Source organism: ANME-2 cluster archaeon (assembly GCA_019429385.1).
In the GTDB taxonomy this organism is placed as follows: Archaea; Halobacteriota; Methanosarcinia; order Methanosarcinales; family Methanocomedenaceae; genus Methanocomedens_B.
On the sequence record JAHYIS010000001.1, the window covers coordinates 25,551 to 44,832 of the forward strand.

The window sequence follows — 19,282 nt, forward strand, 5'->3', positions numbered from 1 at the left end:
TTCCCAACTCACTCGATCTCATGCTTTACTCGTATTGACTTTTTTATGAGTTTTCCAATATCAACAGCATCTTTCTCTGTTAATTCACTTTTTTCCAGTATGCTATCGACTAACTGTATTTTTCGGGCATACTCCCACATAGCATTTCTGGCAATGACGCTCCATTTTATTTCATTGTGTTGTTTTATAACTGTGTAGAGGTCCTCTGGGACAGATAACGTCATGGTTGGCATGGATATAATATATGTGCGAACACATATTTATGTTTATTTATCTATTCAATACTCATTTTTCTTAAAACTGTTTTTAATTTGAATTCTTTGACAAAATCAGCGTACTTGAAATTAATAAGGCGCCTGAATTTGAGCATATTAACAGTTTTTTGGATTCTATCGCCTTTCGGGAGAATGAGGATTCTATCGCGGACAGTCACCGACCCCGGGTTGTTTCGCAAAATCCGGGGCATCTCATGGGTGCATAGGCAAAATTTTAAAAATATTTCCTTTTTTCAAGCAAAAATCATGAAAATAGTATGAAAAGCAACTATAATATTTATATGATAGAACCATATAATTATTAATAAGATTAAATCCTAATTTATCCTGTGCCAATTAAATTCATTAAAGAAACTCGAATACTTGCTGAAGATGAGATCATCGATATATCATTGACCCAAGTTCCAATATCATCAGAAATCCCTCATGGAGTAAGATACAGTTTCAATTATCGAGTTATGACAAAGGAGGGATGGAGTACTGTATTCCGTTTCGATAACGCTCATACAATAAAGGGGCATAATAAAAGAGACCATAAACATTTGATTAATAATGAAGTGCAGGAAATCGAATTTAACAATCCAAAAGAGCTGATTGATGATTTAATGAAATTAATAGAAGATAATCGGAGGATTATGAATGAAATTAAAAGACGTTGAAATTATAGTCATGAATGATGAAGAATATGGGGATCATTTGAATAACTTATTTGAAAGAGTCAAGGAAGGCAAGATAAGTGAATCTGAACCTCACAAAATTGTCTCTCGCACAACAGAGGATATTGGAAAAATATTAACCCGTGAAAGGATCCGCTTACTTTATATAATAAGGGAAAAGAAACCAGAATCCATAAGCGAACTTGCAAGGATATTGGAACGGAAAGAGTCAAATGTGCACAATGACCTTACGTTCCTCGAAGGGATTGGCCTACTTGAAATAAAGAAGGGGAAAGATCATGTTAAGAAAGTCCCCGTTGTTGATTACGATGCACTACATATTACTGTGCCTTTGACTGCATAACTTATTTTATTAAATATCCAAATCATGCCAGTATCTAATCAACTAAATTTTTATTTCGAAATCTTAGGATGCACAGAATAGCTTTTCGCAAGTCACAGTATACCCCGTACAAATGTACCGGGCCTGTATATAGTGATTTTGGGATTATTATCGATAATGTTCATGCGAATTATGTGCTGTAATATACACCTCGACAACATCCCATCCATCCTTCACAGAACCAGGATACTAACTTAATTCTCCCGGATGAACTCCATATCATCCCTTCAAGGCGGGAAATATGGTTCTGGATTATCTACTACTTCTCTGTTTTATTATAAATGATATAAAACTTTCGGATTATGCTATAAATGCCTCACTTCATCAAGAAAAGCGGGCCGGCTTCTAAATTCAGATTTCAGGTCAGAAAAACGTTTATGCCACGTCGTTTCATCCTTTAGGATATCTATGTAGATATTTTTCACTTCGTCCAGATTTTTGGCCGCGATCCTATATGATTTCCTGATTTTCTTTGAACCATTCCAGGACCAACTGGTATAATTCGGGTTTCTTGTCCATCAAGGTATGATACAGATCATAAAAATCTGCATTTTCAAGAGCTTGTAATCTTTCTTCTACCTGGAATTTTGTAGTTTGGGTATTGTTATTTGCTGCCATTATCATTACCTCCCCAAATCGTGTATTGTTCGTGATCTTTTATTGCTATAATTCATAATTGCCTTGAGTACGCGCTTTATGAATAGATTTTTTGTAGTACATAAAATATATCTTTATGGAATCAAGGTAATCCGAACGTAGCGAGGATTTTCTTGTTTTACGTTTTATCAGCGGCAATTAAATGTGAAAAAATTCTGCCAATATATTTATAAAAACAAGATTTGTGTTAAATACAACGAACACATTGTCCAATTTTGTATTAACCAGAATCATCACCCTTGCTGCAAAATCCTCTCATACCACCCACACCACCGACCGTACACCTCACCCAGATCAACGCCCCCATCCCCATCCTGCAGTTCATTCATCGGCAACCAGAACATATTATTCGCCTGCCCCACCCTGTCAGCTTCCACCAGTTCGCCCCTGGTCCTGCCAGCATCGGCGATCATCCCTTTTATCTGTGCCATCACCTTGATTTTCAGGAGCACCTCGTCACCAAGCTTAATATTTTTGAGGAGGCGTCCATTGAGCCGCATCTGCTGGCCCGGGCGTGTAATGATGTGCGAGGGGTGGGGCGGGATGTTCCTGTGCTGTTGGCTGTGGGGGAACTGAAGCGGCGTTGGAGGAAAAGGGGGAGTTGATTTATGCGGTTAATAGGAACACCAAAGGTTGAATCATTCTTTCAACCATTCTTCTCGTGATATTTTTGCATGTTTTAAAATTCGGGATAATAATTCCACTCCAATAGTAGATTTATGAGGATTGGGAATAGTCAATACCAGGTCATTTTTTACCATGAATGGATGTTTACCACCAGAATAGGGTCCCTCAAAACCCAATTTTCGAAGACGTTTGACTAGAAAATTCCATGTTACCGGAATAAGTTTAGGCAACTGCAATTTCTCCAATTGTCTCAAAATTAAAATTTCCAATAGGAGGTATGGTTAATCCTTTTTTCAATCTTATTATTATCCATTCATCTATTACTTCTTCTAGATTCTTTCTGCATTCTTCAAGAGTATTTCCGCTTGCCCATACACCTTGAAGTTCAGACACTTCACCATAATATGGTTCTTCATCATCTATTATTTCATAATTGGCATGTTCAAGAGCTGCCTGAATATATTGAATCAACATGTCGAATACCTCTTTTAGTTTTATTGTGGTCTATTATATTATCTTTTTGGCACCCGATTTCCTAAATATTGGAAAAAAAGTATGGGATTTATTGGCCTTTCCGAGCATGAATAACTATCTTCGTACTGATAGTACAAGTTTTTCCTATACTTAATACTCAGATAAAACGATTTGTTCCTTTGCATCCTGGTTATTAGTTATTTATCGAGAGTATGTAAACATGAAATTATTTTCGTTCCTTCAAACCCTGTAATTTTTGTCTCGCAAATCCAGTCATTCTCCCATTATCGGATATTTCCCTTACCCCAATAATCACCCTTGCTGCAAAATCCCCTCATACCACCCACACCACCGCCTGTACACCTCACCCAGATCAACGCCCCCATCCCCATCCTGCAGTTCATTCATCAGCAGCCAGAACATATTATTCGCCTGCCCCACCCTGTCAGCCTCTACCAGTTCGGGCCTGGTCCTGCCAGCTTCGGCGATCATCCCTTTTATCTGTGCCCGCATCTTGATATTCAGGAGCACCTCATCAATACTCACACCCCACCTGTCCGCGATCCTGCCGATCAGTTCAGACTGCCCCATATCCAGCAGGTCAGTAGGCTCGATCCTGTCATTACCCGCATCGAACATCATCAGGTCATTGAAGAACGTGCTCGTACCATCCCAGTTGCCCGAAGTAACCTCTGAAACCTGCACCAGCCGCTTCTTCTTCCGCATACTCCCGCTTATCCTGATATTGGAGCATACCACCACCGCATCCGTGGCCCTGAACGACTGCTCGGGCACGCCAAGCGCCCCTACAATGCGCTCGTACACGGTCTGGGTGGACGAACCGTGGATCGTACCCAGCACCGAATTCCCGGCAGTGCCCACCTGCATGGCCTCGTACAGCATCCTGGTCTCGGGACCCCTTACCTCGCCGATGGCCAGCGTGGAATTACCCAGGCGCAGCGCCGCCCTCAGTGCAGTATCGGGCGCTATCTCAGATTCAGAGCCCGCAATGGCAGAGCGGGTGTTCATACCCTGCACCTTCCAGCCAAGACGCTGCAGGTCCCTCAGCGGCAGCTCGGGCGTATCCTCAATGGTAAGGATGCGATACTTCTGCGGCACCTCCAGCAACAGGGCCGACAGCAGCGAGGTCTTGCCAGCACCCACGCCGCCCGCTATCAGGATGGATGAATGCCCGTCCACAAGGAAACTCAGCAGTCCGGCTGCCAGCGGCGTCATGGACCCCTCGTTTATGAGCCTGGGCAGGGTCCAGGGTGTTTGGGCATGTTTGCGAAACGCATACGCCAGCCCGCCTGAGCTCAAGGGATTGCCGATACACGAAACCCTTGTTCTGTACTCGGCCAGGTCCATATCAAGGATAGGATTCGCCTCTCCGAAGGGACGGCCGCTCAATGCCCTGAACCGTGATATCATGGTATCCACATCATCCTGGGACAGGTAGATATTACTGGAACACTCCTCCCCCTCGATGACCACATGGACCGGATTGGTATCCACAGGCGCGTTTACGTATACGTCAGTGATCCGCGAATCGGATAACACATCTTCCAGGATACCCAGGCCCGTCGTATATTTCGCCAGGATATCAGCGAACACCGTTATCTGGTCCGGTCTGAGTTTCATATCCTTGAGGGCAGCTTCCTCTGACAGGATTTGCTGGCTGCGCCGCCTGAAATACTCCCTGCTGTTCACGGGGTCGGCAAAATTGAGGTCATCGGGGCGGTGCCGCATCAGGCGCGAGCGTACCGATTCGAGCAATCCCAGTTCCTCCGGACGCAGGTTATATTCGGGAGGGATCAGGAAGTACAGGCTCTCGGGCCGGTCAGACAGGCTGTACAGGGAAACCTCCATAGCCCGTCCGCCGCTCCTTTGCACATCATATCCCTCAAGGAACACAGCGTTATCAGGAGGCTCGGTATAGATGCGGGATGTGGAGAACTTTGGCCTGGTATAGGGTTTGATGACCCTGGTGTAATATTCCTCCGGCGACAGGGTAGCATCCATACGCTCTCCCAAGCCGCGGGTACATTCCCTCATACTGGTAAGCATCCGGATATAATCATCCGTACATACCTGTCCCTGTTCAGGGTCGCTCTTTTGGCAGGATGCACCTGAGTCCACCTTCGCTGCTAGTCTGGAATATGCCTCGATCGGGTCATGCAACCCCGTCCCCAGTACACCTGAAATGAACTCCTGCCGCTCCGAAAGACAATTTCCACATGCAGCAGGTACTTCGACACCAGAAAACACCCCCAGGTTGTCAATGAATCCTGCCAGGAGATAGAGTAGCCCAAGACTCGCTCCTTCATAATCCCTGTCGTACAGGTGGGACAGTACCAGCCTGTCCACCATGGGCTCCCTGATCATTATCTGGAAGATGTTTTTTCGGCAGACCTGGTCATCCAGCCCTGAATTACCGGTAGTGCATCCCTTGCAATCTATAATTAAGGATTTCTGGCTATCTGTGAGACGGATCTTGTACATGCAAAGTCTGTTTTCTGCTTTTTTCTTTGAGAAGAATCTGAATATGGTGTCAGGATTCAATTTATTTGGTCTCATCATATTCAATTGCCAAAACTCCAGGGAAATATGGCAATTGTAAAATCTTACGCACTATATTAATGTTACGAATTTCAGTATCGTGGAATATTCCAGGGAAATCTATAGTATATAATCGTTACATTTAAATAGGAGGCACAAGTTACTACCAGCACTATTTGACATCCAAATGTTCGGAACATGCATACAGATCAGCATGTCCAAACATCGTTATCACTAAAAAGGAGAGAATATCTTGTTGACGGAAAAACCTAAAAACAGGACTTTGATTACAGTAGTGAATAACAAAAATACCGTAGAAGACATATACTTCGAAGATTGTTCCCATTGCACAGAGAAGATCCCTGTTGTGGGTGCATGTTCCACATGCGGGACAGACTATACGCATATGCGTACCTTTGAAGATTACGAGACAGGATTTATTCACTTCATATACACCTGTTCAGGCTGTCCTGAAGACCAGCGCAAGGCCAAAAAAGTAGTCAAGATATACGAAGGCAACGGCAATGGTGAAGCGACCAGTAAGGCTCATGATCTGGCCCGGAATTTCCTTAATTAAATTGGATCAGACACTATACCCTCTGTGGTTTATTGCTCATACCTTTTTGTAATGTGCAGTTAATGAGTAAATATTGATTTGTTTTTCACTATAAAAAAGAACGTAATTCAGGTATTCGATCTCCCGTTGAACAATAAAAATAAAAGCCAAGGTCCGGATTCGAACCGGAGTGTAACCGCTTACTGCCAGCACATGATCATGTGCTTATCTGCAGGCGATTGCGTAGCCGCTCCGCCACCTTGGCACGTTGATGGCTGTAAATATGCATTATAGTAAATAATTGTTTTGATACTGGCAAGGGAATAGAATCAACATGACTCATATTATTTGAGCTGCTCAGACTTATATTTTATATACGATTAATCGCTATTTTCATCATAAATCTTACCGGGGTAACATGATAATCAGTACAGAATGTGTAGGATGCGGCCAGTGTGTAGTATTCTGTCCCAGCGAAGCCATCTCTGTTTATGGCAGGGCAAGTATCAGTGACAAATGTACCAGGTGCGGTATCTGTATGCCATATTGCCCGTTGGGTGCCATTAAGGAGGATGAGCTATGAAAGCCCTGATAGTAGGCGGCGGTTTAGGCGGACTGCTCATCGGAGCACGGCTGGTCAGGGAAGGGCACACGGTAGAAATATTTGAGCGCCTGCCCGTAATCGGCGGACGGTTCATCAACCTGGACTACAAAGGTTACCAGCTGACAACGGGCGCCCTGCACATGATACCCCATGGCAACAAGGGTCCGCTGGCAACCATGCTCAGGCAGCTGGATACTGACGTGAATATTGTTCCTTCGTCACCAATGGGTGTGCTCAGGATACCTGATAATGGCGGTACTAAGGACATATCATTCTATGACTTCTCCAGCCCCCTTTCCTGGACCAACAAGCTGAAATTGACCTACCTCACCTTCAAATCCAGGATCGTAAAACCCACGAAAGGTTCATTTAAAGACTGGTTCTCTCCATTCATAAACGACCCCTGGCTCGTTAAACTGGCGGATGCGTTTTGCGGCTGGGCATTAAGTATGCGCAGTGAGGAGGTGTCTGCAAGTGAGACACTGGCAATTGTCGAGAACATGCGCCGGTATGGCGGTCCCGGGATACCAATAGGGGGATGCAGTGCCATCATTGACGCCCTGGAGCAGGTCATACTTTCTGGCGCTGGTACTATCCATACCAACCGGCAGGTGGACAGGATATTGATAGTGGACGGCAGGGCTGTGGGCATGGAAACGGGCGGCGAGACCATTCTCGGGGATGTGGTCATCAGTGATATCGGGCATAAGGAAACAGCCCGGTTATATGACCACCCCGGCACCAATGAGTTCAGGGAATACATGCGAGCAGTGGAATCAACCATGCCATCTGCAGGTATCAAGATCTGCCTCGGGGCACCCAGGCCGCTGATAGGGCATAGCGGTGTATTGTTCACACCCTATGCTCAAAGGATAAATGGCATCAACGAGGTCACCAATGTTGACCCGGCCCTGGCTCCGGAGGGAAAACATCTCATCATGTCACACCAGGCGCTGCAATCCGATGATGTCCAGTATGAGATCGAATTGGGGCTCAAGGACCTTGAGGAGATATTCAAGGGCAAGGAATACGAGGTATTGATGATCCAGAGCTACCGGGACGGATGGCCCGTGAACCGGGCGGAATCAGGTTCATGCACTGGCAACTCCACACCTATAAGAGGACTGTACATTGTGGGGGATGGCGCTAAGGGCAAAGGCGGTATCGAGGTTGAGGGTATCGCTCTGGGAGTCAAGAACACCCTGACACTGCTCAATATCTAAATTCCCGAGGATACCAGCATCAACATCGCTGAAACCAGAGGAATCGTCAGATTATCATCGAACACGTGTCCGCGTATCTGCCAGGGTACCCCGTCAGCCAGCGTGGCACCAAGGGCGCCCAATGCCAAAGAATAGACTGGCAGGGGTGCCAGTCCGGGCGCATTGGCTGCAAGATATCCGGTTGAAAAACTTACCACCAGCATTACCAGCAGTATGGGTTTCGGTTTTATCGGCAGGCTCATCTGTCTCACATCGGCTTTTTTACCCCAAACCGCACCGGCAATACCCGAAGAAAAGTCACCCAGGACTGCCATCGTTATTGCAGCGATGGCAATGGTCTTCGGGAACAGTGCAATGACAATAAAGGCTGCAGTTGTTGAATAAACATAACCTGCCACCCTGTGCTCTTCAGACGGGCGCAGAAGGACCGCAGGATAACTGATATATCCGCGCAGTCTCATCCATTCGAACTGCAATATCACGATCACTATCAGGCTGAGCCAGAACAGCAGGGTAAAGCGGTCTGTGAAATAGTATATTGCAGGGAACAGCATCCCTGTCAGGTGAATGGATTTACGCAATAACTCTTTTGAGAGGATGACCGACATAACTATACACTATTATTCAACCGGAGTACCTTAATTCGTTCCCGGCGCCATTATGCGATCAGGGTGCCGGCATCTTCCAGCCTGATAGTGCCGTGTATAAGGTCGTGTACGGTATCTGCGATAGTATCAACGGGAGAGCGGACCTGTTTCATGGAATCGCGGTCGCGGATAGTGACGGTACCGTCCTCAAGGGTTTCGTAATCCACGGTAATGGAATACGGTGTGCCTATCTCATCGTTCCTGCGGTAACGCCTGCCAATCGTACCGGAATCGTCATATTCTGCCATCACGCCTCTGTGCTTGAGTGCTGATTCTATTTCCCTTGCCGGTCCTTTGAGTTCATCACGGGTCAGGAGCGGCAGTACAGCGGCCTGCACCGGTGCAACTTCGCCCTTCAGTCCCATGACGATCCTGCCCTCTTCCTCGCCTTCCACTTCTTCTTCCCTGAAGGCGTGTTCCAGGATTGCATAGATGATCCTGTCGATCCCGAAGGAAGGTTCAATGACATGGGGCACGATGTTTTCTCCGTTGATGGTCTCGGTCAACTGCCGGACTTCGAACATATCAGGTGATATGGTCACCTCTTCCCCGTCGACATTGATTGTTATCGCATCACCGGACAGGTTTTCGGCATCCATTGAATTCAATGCATCTATCACGGCTTTTGCCTGGCCTTTGAACACAGGCCCTATCTTGCCCATATTCGGTTTGACCGCCGTTCTCTCAATGACCCCGGGCTTTGCGTACTCCACGTACACTGAAAGGTCGGTCTTGCTGACCCGGCTGTGGGCCTTGAGGTCATAGTCGGTACGGTCGGCGATACCCACTATCTCCACCCAGCCGAACCTGTCTGATAGAATCTCGGCATCCCAGCAGTCCACTGCATAATGTGCCATCTCATCTTTCATGTGCTGCCTGAACCGTAACCTGTCAGGGGATACGCCCACTCTCAGCAGGAACTGCTGGGTCAGGGAAAGGGCATATGCCAGGAACTGGTGGGCAATGGTACCCTGCTCCACGGCTTCGCCCAGGGTCATTTCCCTGCTGTCCTGGCCTGACGACTGGGCCGGGTCTGAATATAATGTTACTGTATGGTCCCTGATGCTGTCAAAGCCGGGATGGCTCTTGTCCCTGGGGTCCACGAAGATCTCGGCCTCTGCCTGGGTGAATTCCCGTAGTCTAATAACACCCTGGCGCGGGGAAATTTCGTTACGGTACGCTTTTCCTATCTGGGTGACGCCAAAGGGCAGTTTGTCCCTGTAGAACCGCAATAATCTGGGGAAATCCACAAACATACCCTGCGCGGTCTCAGGGCGCAGGTAACCGATACGCTTGGAACCGGGACCGATCTTGGTACTGAACATCAGGTTGAACTCGTACACGGCGCCCAGTTCGCCTTCACATTCGGGACATTTGATGGTATTGTTTTGTATGATTCCAGTAAGTTCATCAGAGGACAGCGTATCAGGGTTGCTGGTAACATCCACGACCAGGTGGTCGGCCCTGAAAGATTCATGACATTTCTGGCATTCGGTCAGGGGGTCTGAAAAGCCGCCAACATGTCCCGAAGCCACAAAAATATCTTCTATACCTATGGTCGGTACCTCTATCTCGTAGTATCCTTCGTTGATGACAAATATATCACGCCAGATGTTCTCCACCCTGCGTTTCAGCATGGCACCCAGGGGCCCGTAATCGTAGAACCCGGCCGTGCCACCATAGATCTCAAATGAATTCCAGAGGTAGCCCCGCCTCTTTGCCAGTTCGATAACACTGTCGTATTTATCCATATCCATCACATGTCCTGTTTATACGGCTCATTGATGTCGGCCGGATAAATAGTATTTACCCCCACGGCTCGATAAGCAGTTCATTGATGTATATGTTTTTTCCTGTTTTCACCATATACAGCCGGGTCCACCACACGATTATCAACGGGTGCAGGGTTACCAGAAGAATGAACTGGCTGCCAAAGGACCATGCAATATTCAGGCTGTCACTGCCTGTCAATGCAATGAGATTGCCGGTGATGTAAAATACAAAACCAACAACAGCAGATACTACAAAAACAATAAACCACATAATGAAAACACTTACCTTATTGTCTAAAAAGAACCTGACCCCTTCAGTGATACCGTCCAGCGCGCTTACGTGCTCTATTACGATCACATAAATAATCACTGAGAACAGTAAACCCAGTATCAACAGGTAGAGTAACCATATTAGCATACCGATGAACAATAGCAGTATTCCGCCTGCAAACTGGCTGGAATCAATAAGCTCCCAATTGTTCCTGACCAGAATTGCGCCCGGTACCACGAACACGATGCCGGCAAGTTCTACCAGAACAATGATCACGTTGGCCATGAAGACATTCATGAAGTTACTGCCGGCCGCGTTGAACATATCTGCAATCGAGGTATCACCTCCGGCAATGGCACTCTGGCTCATACCCACCGCTCCTGCAAAAAAGTAGGATTGGAAGAGTTGCAGAACAACAAAGACCAGGATGACCAGGACAACGAATGTCGCGATGTTCCCACCGATAGAGGCCGACATGAGTTGTAACAGTTCGTTGTCATCCATAGTAGCAATACTATCGAGAGAACTGGTTCCAAACAATATCAATATCCCGACCACGGCAGCTATAAACATGACAACCACCTGTAGTAGGTAATTAACAATAAGAGGGATACAGATGTTCAGGTTGCGGCTCCATACATGAAATCCTTTGCTGATGATATTTTCCAGACTCTCGCTCATGTATACTAATCTACAATCTCACTATAAGAATTATACGGATGAAGTACGGGCTGAGAATGTCAGGATAGAGACAGCGGACACGCATTTCAAGCCCATCTATCCCTTTGAATATCAGGGGGGTCCCAATAATAATGAGACGTTCAGGTATACACAACATATATATTATATCGTGTGGTAATAAGTCCACTTTGCCACGCCACAACAAATAACCAATAGAGAATATTTCAACATTATTATAATCGGAGGAACAATAATTGGCAAGAATGCATACCCGGAGAAGGGGACAGTCAAGATCAACAAAACCACTGAGAAAAGAAGCACCAGAGTGGATCACGTTATCAGCAGATGAGATCGAGAAAAAAGTAGTGGAACTTTCCAAACTGGATAATTCCACCAGTAAAGTAGGCATTATCCTGAGGGACATGTATGGTGTTCCTGACATCACCTTGTCAACAGGTAAAAAGGTTAGCAAGATACTAAAAGAAAATGATGCTGCACATGAATTGCCTGAAGACTTCACTAACCTGGTGACCAAAGCCTTGAGACTCAGGAAACATTTGATCGCTAACCACAAGGACCAGCACAACAAGAGAACCCTCAACACTACCGAAGCAAAGGTAAGGCGCCTGGGTAAATACTACCGCCGGTCCGGTGTTTTGCCTGTAGATTGGAAATACGATCCCAAGACTGCAGAGCGTTTAATCATCCAGTAGTTTTAGTTGATGGTATATCCATCAACTATTTCATCTATTTTTACTATTATCCCTTAATGACTTCAGCGTTGCTTTCTCTTGGACATAAGGTAGCAAAGGCCATTGAAGATTACCGTTTTATACGGATCATTTCCCACAACGATGCGGATGGTATAACGGCTGCAGGTATCATGTCCATAGCATGCCTGCGGTCCAATATTATATTCCAGACAAGTATTGTCAGTGCTCTCAACCAGCAGGTCATAGACAGGGTCAATTCGCATGTGTATGAAAAGGGCGGTGCTGTCCTGTTCTGTGATATGGGCAGCGGCCAGCCCGAATTACTGGAACAGGTACAGGACGATGTAATAATTATCGACCATCACCAGATAGTGGGGGATCATAGCGGGCGCGTCCAGATCAACCCGATGATGGTGGATATAGACGGTTCACGATTTTTATCAGCATCAGGTACAGCCTACTGTGTGGCTCGCGCCATGAACGACAATGTTGACCTGGCAGGGCTGGCACTTACCGGTGCCATCGGGGATAAGCAGACAATGGAAGGGGCCAACGCAGAGATAGTACGGGAGGCTGTGGATGCAGGAGTTGTCTCCGTTAAACCGGGTCTTCGGATCATGGATGGTGATGTGAGGGAGGTGTTACAGACAATGACCGAGCCCTACCTGGACACGGCAGGCGACGAGGATGCTACCAGGCAGTTCATGGATGAACTGGGGATAAGCGGTACCCTGCAGGATATGGGATTGGAAGAACAGACCAGACTGGCCTCGGCCCTGGCGCTGAAAATCGCTCCCCGTGCAGAACCGGGAGCAGTGCAATCGCTGGTCGGGGATGTGTTCATACTGAACCGGGAAGTGGTTTCGAACATATACAGCCTTGAATGGATGCTTAACTGTTGCGGGAAAATGGACCAGCCTGCTCTGGGTATTTCCCTGTGCATGAGGGATGCAAATGTGGTGGCTGAGGCGCGGGTATTATCGTCCAGATACCAGAAAACAATAGTGGAACAGGTACGTGCGGCGCAGTCCCTGGTAAAGGAAATGGAACATATACGGTACGTGGTCCTGGAAAATGTAACGGGTACCGGTATCATCAGCGGTACATTGATACGGTATGTGTACCCGGACAAGCCTTTCATTACATTGAACAAGGTGGAGGACATGGTCAAGGTATCGGCACGGGGCACCCGGGATCTGGTGGATGGCGGGTTGAACCTGGCTGTAGCCATGCGCGAGGCTGCCATAAGCGTGGGGGGACAGGGGGGCGGTCACGATATAGCCTCTGGGGGAAGTATACCTCCCGGAAAAAGTGAAGAGTTCCTGGGTGTTGTGAACAGTATCGTGGGAGGTCAGCTGGCATGAGGATAAGGGGGAAGATCGTGATAAAGAGCGAGAATGCACCTGAAGTGGCTGAAATGATAATCCGCTCAATTGAGCCCGACAACCTGAAAAACACCACTACCGAGTATGGAGAAAAATCGGTGACCACATATTTTGAGGCAGAAAAAATAGGAACGTTAATTGCCACTGTGGACGATTATATTATGAATGCAAGGATAGCGGACGATATTATAAGAGCAGTCAAAAAAGATACAAAAAAGGATAGCGAGGATGATGATTAATGGAACTTCGGTTCAGGATTAAAGGAACGTTTAGGACCAGTGCCGACCCCGGTCCGGCAAAGGATGAGATTTTGGAGCTGCTGGAAAATGCCAGGACTACCATTTTGTCTAAAGGAGCACCCGAGGGTAAGGGTGCCGAGATAACATCGGTGGAAGTGAATGATAACGGTATTGAACTGGAGATAACATCCGGCAGGTTCGTAAGAGTACACGATGCCATGCTGCGGCTTCGAAAACCTCTGGCTGAACTGCTGGGCAAGGGACATCGTATCGGAATCAGGGGTATTGACATTGCAGAATACACGGTTACTATTCCATCAGAGAAACCGCTGAAGGCATTGAAGATACCGTATGTGAGCAGCATGGAATACATTGACGGCGCCATTGTGCTTTCACTGGATGTGGGGGAGTCTGAGATAGAAAAACGCATCCCCGACCGTATCATCACTCTTATCGAGGATAAGGTGGCTGCCCAGTCCTACGGTGGTAAGGGCGAGCACTGGAACCTGCTGTGGGAGAGCGGCAAAAAGGAGCATGTGTTCACCGATGACCCTACCCAGGAGATGATGAAACGGGGCTGGATAAAGCGGGGAGCCAGCAGGGGCCAGTGGATACACGGGCCGCAGAGCGTTGCTGTGTTTCGGGCATTTGAGCGTATCGTTATCGAGGAGATCGTGAAACCGCTGGGGTACAGGGAGATGATATTCCCCAAACTGGTGACCTGGGATGTGTGGCAGCGTTCAGGTCATGCCAAGGGTGTGTATCCTGAGATATACTATGTATGTCCGCCCAAGACCCGTGACCCCGAGTTCTGGGAAGAGGTGGCTGACCATTATAAGGTGACCCTGGAAGTACCTCTTGACAAGATAGCAGAGAAGATCGACAAGCCTATTGGCGGACTATGTTATGCCCAGTGCCCGCCGTTCTGGCCGTTCCTGCAGGGTGAGACCATGCCTGATGACGGGCTGCCTCTGTATGTGTTCGACCGCAGCGGCACGTCACACAGGTATGAGAGCGGGGGCATCCATGGTATGGAGCGGGTGGATGAGTTCCACCGTATCGAACTGGTGTTCCTGGGTACCCCTGACCAGGTGGTTGCTCATTCCGAGGCTATGCAGGAGCGGTACAAGCATATTTTCAATGATATATTGGACCTGGAGTGGAGGACTGCCTGGGTGACACCATGGTTCATGGCGCAGGAAGGGCTGGCCGGGCTAGCAACCGAGACGAGGGTGGGTACTATAGATTACGAGGCTGTAATGCCGTACCGGGGCGAGGACAGCGAGTGGCTGGAATTCCAGAACATGAGCGTGAACGGGGATAAGTATCCGAAAGGGTTCAATGTGAAGTGCCAGAGCAACCAGGAGTTGTGGTCGGGATGCAGCGGTATCGGGCTTGAGCGCTGGGCGAGTGCTTTTTATGCCCAGAAGGGGCTGGACCCGGATAAGTGGCCGGATGCTTTCAGGGAGATTGTGGGGGAATTGCCTGAGGGGATACGGTTCCTTTAGGATGGGATTATGTCGATAACCTCACACAACTATTTAAACAACAAGAATAAAAATAAGATTCATGGCAGATGGTGAGATTATCGAGAAAATAGCATCTATAGACGAACAGGTACATGACTTAAGAAAGATGGTTCTCGAAAGCGGTAGTGGCATAAATGAAGAGGAAACTAAATCCGCAGCAAGAGCATGGCTTACTGAAGCAAAAAGGCTCGAAACGAAATGGCCCAAAACAGCCCCGCCTGTCCTTGAGATGACAAAAAAGGACAGGAGACATAATGAATGAAACCGATTTGCATTGATGCAAATGTTTTTATTGCCTCAATAAAAGGGGAAGAGACTTATTCTTCTGATTGTAGACGAGTAATACAGGCAGTAGCTGATGGTAAATTCTATCTTATTGAGCCTGCGATCTGCTTAACTGAGGTTATACGAAACATTTCAAAGTACTTAGGAATGGAAGCAGGAAAGACTTTGGAGAACAACCTCCTGCGCATGGTCTCTATATGGGAATTGTGTGACGTTCATTTCTGTACTAATGCAGGTTATACGGGGGCGCTATACGGGACTTATGCATTGGACTCTATTTATTTTGAAACCGCCCTGAAGCACCAAGCAGTCCTTGTAACACTGGACGATAAAGATTTTTTACAAAGAATAAAAGGACGGGTTGGGATAGAAGTATGTCACCCAAAAGAGTTTTAATTTGAAATGCCAGAAGAAGTAGGAATTATGGTCGGGATGCAGCGGTATCGGGCTTGAGCGCTGGGCGAGTGCTTTTTATGCCCGGAAGGGGCTGGACCCGGATAAGTGGCCGGATGCTTTCAGGGAGATTGTGGGTGAGTTGCCCGAGGGGATACGGTTCCTTTAGGATGCGGGAACTTAATTCCTAAACCAAACACTTAATCCAATACCTGAAGATTAACCTGGTGACAGCTATCCAAATAGAATCACCAGGTAACCACTTCCCATAATATAAGCGCAACAATGGCAATTTCAAGTAAGATGTTCAGTCGTTCGGTGGAAAATTGCCTCGCCATATTGTAAAGCTCCTGCAGGGTATCAATCTTATGCTGCACAACTTTTTCAAAATCCCACACCTTAAGCGTATTGAGCATCCTCATATACACAGACTGATAGTACCAGTCAGGACTGATCTTATGGGGGTTCATCAGGTCTTCAATATCATCAAGGATAACAAGTTCGATCTCGCTTACCCTGAGCAATGATTTCTCAAATTTCGGTGCCCATGATAAGGTGTAAAACCTTGAACTTTGGAGTTTTTTAATTGCTAAAAAAGCATTTGCAATCTCCGAATCAATTTTGCGGTCATATATCTGGAATAAAAGTAAAAGCGAAATCGAAAGTTCAAGCAATTCCCGAAGATCCTCTTGATAATCCTCACAGCCCAGGATGAAAGCACCCTCTGATGAAACAAGATACAGATCTTCATCATAATACGAGAGGTCAGTTCCCATTTTTTCTGCGATCTCTTTACCATGCAATGCACGAATGGACGTTTCCCCTGAGAGGAAACGAGTGATCAATTCTCCATATTATTCTTTTAGACCTTTTTCGTCCAGTCTGGGCAAATAATCTCGTATTTTCAGGGTGATATATCGGTTTATGACGGGATGATACGATATCTTCTTTCCCGGATTGAGTTTTTCACGGACTTCATTTATCTTTTTATTGGTAAAGGAATGAAAATCAAGCCCATCAAGAATGATCTTAATGGAATGAATTGCATCCATTATGCTATTGATGATAATACGGTCCCTTATCTCCACTTCAATACGTACTATCGAAACACCTGCGATAAAAATATCAGTAGATATATTAGCATGACATTTGATGATATCATTGCCTGTAGTAATAAACGCTACAACTTCTGACGTATCAAATACAATGGGCTTATTCCATCTTTCTGCAATAACTTCAGAGCCCAATAGTTCTGTAAGATGAGTTTTCTCCACTTCCCCGCCATGCCCAAATGCAACCAGTATGGTGAGCCTGCCATTTATCAGAATTAGATCATCTATAGGTTCCATATAAAAAAATATATTTGTTATCTATATAAATTCTCTTAAGTATGGTTGCCTGGTGCTCTGTCAATGAGACAGTAGTTAAACTCTCTTGCCATTCTTTTCTTTTCTTTTCTTTTCTCTTCCCTTCCCTTCATCCAGGTGGTCATCCCGAACTGCTCTCACTCTATTTTATGGGGGTTGGCAGGTGTTTAAATGATATTGTGCATATTACAGGGATATCACTGGAGGACCTCCTTATCTCCTGCATCAATGTGCCATCACAAACCTGAAACATCGAAAGACCAACGACACCTTCCTGACGTAATCCTCATTCGTCTCATTGAACTCAATCCGGCTTATAACTGCAATCTGGTTTTTATCATTGTGTTCCATTTTTACATTTCATTTTTTACCAGTAGCCAGTACTGTTCCCGGTCGCATCAGCAGTTATTTTAATAGGATAACATCAAAATATAGGTAAGAAAATGTCTCGTATAATGAAACAAATCGAAAACGCGGCCAGAAGTATTCTGGAAAACGCACCCAGTGCAGGTCACGATATCACCCACTCCTTGCGTGTCCGGGACCTGTGCCTGTATCTTGCTCAGGAAGAAGGTGGTGATAGTCAGGTCCTTGAAGCTGCTGCCCTGTTACATGACATCGGCCGCCCTGCCGAGTTCAAGGACCCGGATACTGACCATGCTGTCATATCCGCACAACTGGCACCCGGTATACTCAGCGGTGCAGGATTTCCATCCCGGAATATTCCTGCCGTGGTCTATGCAATAAAGCATCACCGCCATAGTTCAGGAGTAGTACCGGACACACTGGAAGCCAGGATATTGCAGGACGCAGACAGGCTGGACATTTCGGGAGCTGTGGGGGCAGCCATGACCTTCGCATATTCGGGTGCAATGAACCGTTCACTGTACCATTCCGGCGACCCCCTGGGAGAGCACAGGCAACTGGACGGGGATGAATATGCACTGGACCATATCCTCTCAAAACTTACCCATCTCCCACGCACAATGCATACCGTCACTGCCCGCCAGATGGCTGAGGAGCGCAGCAGGTTCCTGAACGGATTTGTGGAGCAACTGGCAGGCGAAATAACATGTTGCAGGAGGCAGCAGGATGAGTAAACCCCAAACCCCCCTCCTGACCGTGGACATATTGATCGTGTCAACCGGGAAGCTCGTTCTTATTCGCCGCAGGAATCCCCCGTTCCAGGGCCACTGGGCATTGCCCGGAGGGTTTGTTGAGGTCGGTGAGACCGTGGAAGAGGCTGCTATGCGTGAAGCACACGAGGAGACAGGTCTCAGTGTGGATTTGAAGGGGCTGGTGGGCGTGTTCTCTGAACCGGGCCGCGATCCCAGAGGACATACTGTTAGCATCTGCTTTGCTGCAATAGGCCATGGTACCCTGCAAGCATCCTCGGATGCACAGGATGTAGCGCTGTTCGACCTTGACGACCTGCCCCCCCTGGCCTTTGACCATCTTCAGGTCATTAATACGGGGCGGCAGAAAATACAGGAACTTATGCATCAAGTTCTGCATTGATGCGACGCAGTACCTCTAACATCATACCCTGCACATCTTCGGCATGGTTTTCACTTTTGTTCCCGTCTTCCATATCCAGCAGGACGCTTATGTTTGTCGTGATCTTTTCCAGTATGTCAAGCATCTCGTTCTTTGAAATTAGCCCGCTGTAATATGAATAGAACAATGTGGTGCCTGAGCGCTCAAGTTTATTCTTGAACGAAGCCCTGGCATTGGAAACCTCCTGCCTTGAATACGGTTCATTGCAAAAAGGCACAAGCTCAGGCAGGTTCTTTCCGATCCAGGTCATCTCGCATCGCCCCCCCGCATTCTTGAAATCTGCACAGAGCCGGGCAATAACCCATTCCCTGGCCGTGAGATGCGTTGTCTGTTTTAACAACCTTGTGACCTGTGAATGGTCTTTTTTATCCATTTTCTTGAATTTTTCGTACTTCATGGTCTTCCCGTC

Annotated in this window: 25 protein-coding genes and 1 tRNA gene; 13 read left to right on the plus strand and 13 right to left on the minus strand. The window is 46.9% G+C overall.

All coding sequences use genetic code 11. The annotated features are described in order from the left end of the window. Positions 1–8: 8 nt before the first annotated feature. Entirely contained in the window at positions 9–233 is a 225-nt protein-coding gene (locus K0A89_00125) for a hypothetical protein (protein ID MBW6516899.1), read from the minus strand. Positions 234–604: 371 nt separating this feature from the next. Here K0A89_00125 and K0A89_00130 point away from each other — a divergent pair, with 371 nt between their 5' ends. After that, entirely contained in the window at positions 605–934 is a 330-nt protein-coding gene (locus K0A89_00130; protein ID MBW6516900.1) for a hypothetical protein, read from the plus strand. Continuing rightward, positions 915–1,295 (plus strand): ArsR family transcriptional regulator, encoded by a 381-nt coding sequence (locus K0A89_00135; GenBank protein ID MBW6516901.1) that lies wholly within the window; start codon positions 915–917, stop codon positions 1,293–1,295. Before K0A89_00130 ends, K0A89_00135 begins: the two co-directional genes overlap by 20 nt. Positions 1,296–1,784: 489 nt before the next feature. On the opposite strand, the gene K0A89_00140 is transcribed toward K0A89_00135, so the two are convergent. The 5 genes from K0A89_00140 to K0A89_00160 form a co-directional block, all read right to left on the minus strand. Further along, positions 1,785–1,952 carry a hypothetical protein gene (locus K0A89_00140; protein MBW6516902.1) on the minus strand — a complete coding sequence of 56 codons (168 nt, stop codon included), beginning with the start codon at positions 1,950–1,952 and terminating at the stop codon, positions 1,785–1,787. Between the two features lie 272 nt (positions 1,953–2,224). Beyond that, positions 2,225–2,491 (minus strand): hypothetical protein, encoded by a 267-nt coding sequence (locus K0A89_00145; protein MBW6516903.1) that lies wholly within the window; start codon positions 2,489–2,491, stop codon positions 2,225–2,227. Between the two features lie 138 nt (positions 2,492–2,629). After that, on the minus strand, positions 2,630–2,836 hold the full coding sequence (locus K0A89_00150; protein ID MBW6516904.1) for a type II toxin-antitoxin system HicA family toxin: 207 nt from the start codon (positions 2,834–2,836) through the stop codon (positions 2,630–2,632). 4 nt (positions 2,837–2,840) lie between these two features. Then, a complete protein-coding gene (locus K0A89_00155) occupies positions 2,841–3,092 on the minus strand; it encodes a type II toxin-antitoxin system HicB family antitoxin (GenBank protein ID MBW6516905.1) in 252 nt (83 codons plus the stop codon). Between the two features lie 312 nt (positions 3,093–3,404). Beyond that, a complete protein-coding gene (locus tag K0A89_00160; GenBank protein ID MBW6516906.1) occupies positions 3,405–5,672 on the minus strand; it encodes a type II/IV secretion system ATPase subunit in 2,268 nt (755 codons plus the stop codon). A 232-nt stretch (positions 5,673–5,904) separates the two neighbouring features. Between K0A89_00160 and K0A89_00165 the strand changes: the two genes are divergently transcribed. Next, positions 5,905–6,228, plus strand: coding sequence for a hypothetical protein (locus K0A89_00165; GenBank protein ID MBW6516907.1), 324 nt, complete (start codon positions 5,905–5,907; stop codon positions 6,226–6,228). 144 nt (positions 6,229–6,372) lie between these two features. Here K0A89_00165 and K0A89_00170 read toward each other — a convergent pair. Continuing rightward, positions 6,373–6,472, minus strand: a tRNA-Cys gene (locus K0A89_00170). Positions 6,473–6,625: 153 nt separating this feature from the next. Between K0A89_00170 and K0A89_00175 the strand changes: the two genes are divergently transcribed. Continuing rightward, positions 6,626–6,790, plus strand: a complete 165-nt coding sequence (locus K0A89_00175; protein MBW6516908.1) for a 4Fe-4S binding protein — start codon at positions 6,626–6,628, stop codon at positions 6,788–6,790. Continuing rightward, positions 6,787–8,034, plus strand: a complete 1,248-nt coding sequence (locus K0A89_00180) for an NAD(P)/FAD-dependent oxidoreductase (GenBank protein ID MBW6516909.1) — start codon at positions 6,787–6,789, stop codon at positions 8,032–8,034. The genes K0A89_00175 and K0A89_00180 overlap by 4 nt, the downstream gene beginning before the upstream one ends. Here K0A89_00180 and K0A89_00185 read toward each other — a convergent pair. Genes K0A89_00185 through K0A89_00195 form a run of 3 tightly spaced genes read right to left on the minus strand, consistent with a single transcriptional unit; the run spans position 8,031 to position 11,405 of the window. Further along, positions 8,031–8,642, minus strand: a complete 612-nt coding sequence (locus K0A89_00185; protein MBW6516910.1) for a hypothetical protein — start codon at positions 8,640–8,642, stop codon at positions 8,031–8,033. The genes K0A89_00180 and K0A89_00185 overlap by 4 nt on opposite strands. Positions 8,643–8,692: 50 nt before the next feature. Beyond that, on the minus strand, positions 8,693–10,432 hold the full coding sequence (gene glyS / locus K0A89_00190; protein ID MBW6516911.1) for a glycine--tRNA ligase: 1,740 nt from the start codon (positions 10,430–10,432) through the stop codon (positions 8,693–8,695). 55 nt (positions 10,433–10,487) lie between these two features. Next, positions 10,488–11,405, minus strand: a complete 918-nt coding sequence (locus K0A89_00195) for a hypothetical protein (GenBank protein ID MBW6516912.1) — start codon at positions 11,403–11,405, stop codon at positions 10,488–10,490. A gap of 254 nt (positions 11,406–11,659) precedes the next feature. Between K0A89_00195 and K0A89_00200 the strand changes: the two genes are divergently transcribed. From K0A89_00200 to K0A89_00225, 6 genes are all read left to right on the plus strand, one after another. Further along, entirely contained in the window at positions 11,660–12,118 is a 459-nt protein-coding gene (locus K0A89_00200; GenBank protein ID MBW6516913.1) for a 30S ribosomal protein S15, read from the plus strand. A 56-nt stretch (positions 12,119–12,174) separates the two neighbouring features. Continuing rightward, complete coding sequence (locus K0A89_00205; GenBank protein ID MBW6516914.1) at positions 12,175–13,482, plus strand: DHH family phosphoesterase; 1,308 nt, start codon at positions 12,175–12,177, stop codon at positions 13,480–13,482. Continuing rightward, complete coding sequence (locus tag K0A89_00210) at positions 13,479–13,742, plus strand: hypothetical protein (GenBank protein ID MBW6516915.1); 264 nt, start codon at positions 13,479–13,481, stop codon at positions 13,740–13,742. The genes K0A89_00205 and K0A89_00210 overlap by 4 nt, the downstream gene beginning before the upstream one ends. Beyond that, positions 13,742–15,250 (plus strand): serine--tRNA ligase, encoded by a 1,509-nt coding sequence (locus K0A89_00215; GenBank protein ID MBW6516916.1) that lies wholly within the window; start codon positions 13,742–13,744, stop codon positions 15,248–15,250. The genes K0A89_00210 and K0A89_00215 overlap by 1 nt, the downstream gene beginning before the upstream one ends. Positions 15,251–15,311: 61 nt before the next feature. Then, positions 15,312–15,533, plus strand: a complete 222-nt coding sequence (locus K0A89_00220; GenBank protein ID MBW6516917.1) for a hypothetical protein — start codon at positions 15,312–15,314, stop codon at positions 15,531–15,533. Beyond that, positions 15,530–15,952 (plus strand): PIN domain-containing protein, encoded by a 423-nt coding sequence (locus tag K0A89_00225; protein MBW6516918.1) that lies wholly within the window; start codon positions 15,530–15,532, stop codon positions 15,950–15,952. Before K0A89_00220 ends, K0A89_00225 begins: the two co-directional genes overlap by 4 nt. Before the next feature lie 245 nt (positions 15,953–16,197). On the opposite strand, the gene K0A89_00230 is transcribed toward K0A89_00225, so the two are convergent. Together K0A89_00230 and K0A89_00235 are read right to left on the minus strand one after the other, a co-directional pair. Further along, positions 16,198–16,794, minus strand: coding sequence for a hypothetical protein (locus K0A89_00230; protein MBW6516919.1), 597 nt, complete (start codon positions 16,792–16,794; stop codon positions 16,198–16,200). A gap of 9 nt (positions 16,795–16,803) precedes the next feature. Further along, a complete protein-coding gene (locus K0A89_00235; GenBank protein MBW6516920.1) occupies positions 16,804–17,298 on the minus strand; it encodes a hypothetical protein in 495 nt (164 codons plus the stop codon). Between the two features lie 473 nt (positions 17,299–17,771). Here K0A89_00235 and K0A89_00240 point away from each other — a divergent pair, with 473 nt between their 5' ends. Both K0A89_00240 and K0A89_00245 read left to right on the plus strand, forming a co-directional pair. After that, entirely contained in the window at positions 17,772–18,416 is a 645-nt protein-coding gene (locus K0A89_00240; GenBank protein MBW6516921.1) for an HD domain-containing protein, read from the plus strand. Continuing rightward, complete coding sequence (locus tag K0A89_00245; protein ID MBW6516922.1) at positions 18,409–18,834, plus strand: NUDIX hydrolase; 426 nt, start codon at positions 18,409–18,411, stop codon at positions 18,832–18,834. Before K0A89_00240 ends, K0A89_00245 begins: the two co-directional genes overlap by 8 nt. On the opposite strand, the gene K0A89_00250 is transcribed toward K0A89_00245, so the two are convergent. Next, positions 18,812–19,270 (minus strand): hypothetical protein, encoded by a 459-nt coding sequence (locus K0A89_00250; protein ID MBW6516923.1) that lies wholly within the window; start codon positions 19,268–19,270, stop codon positions 18,812–18,814. The genes K0A89_00245 and K0A89_00250 overlap by 23 nt on opposite strands. Positions 19,271–19,282: the final 12 nt, after the last annotated feature.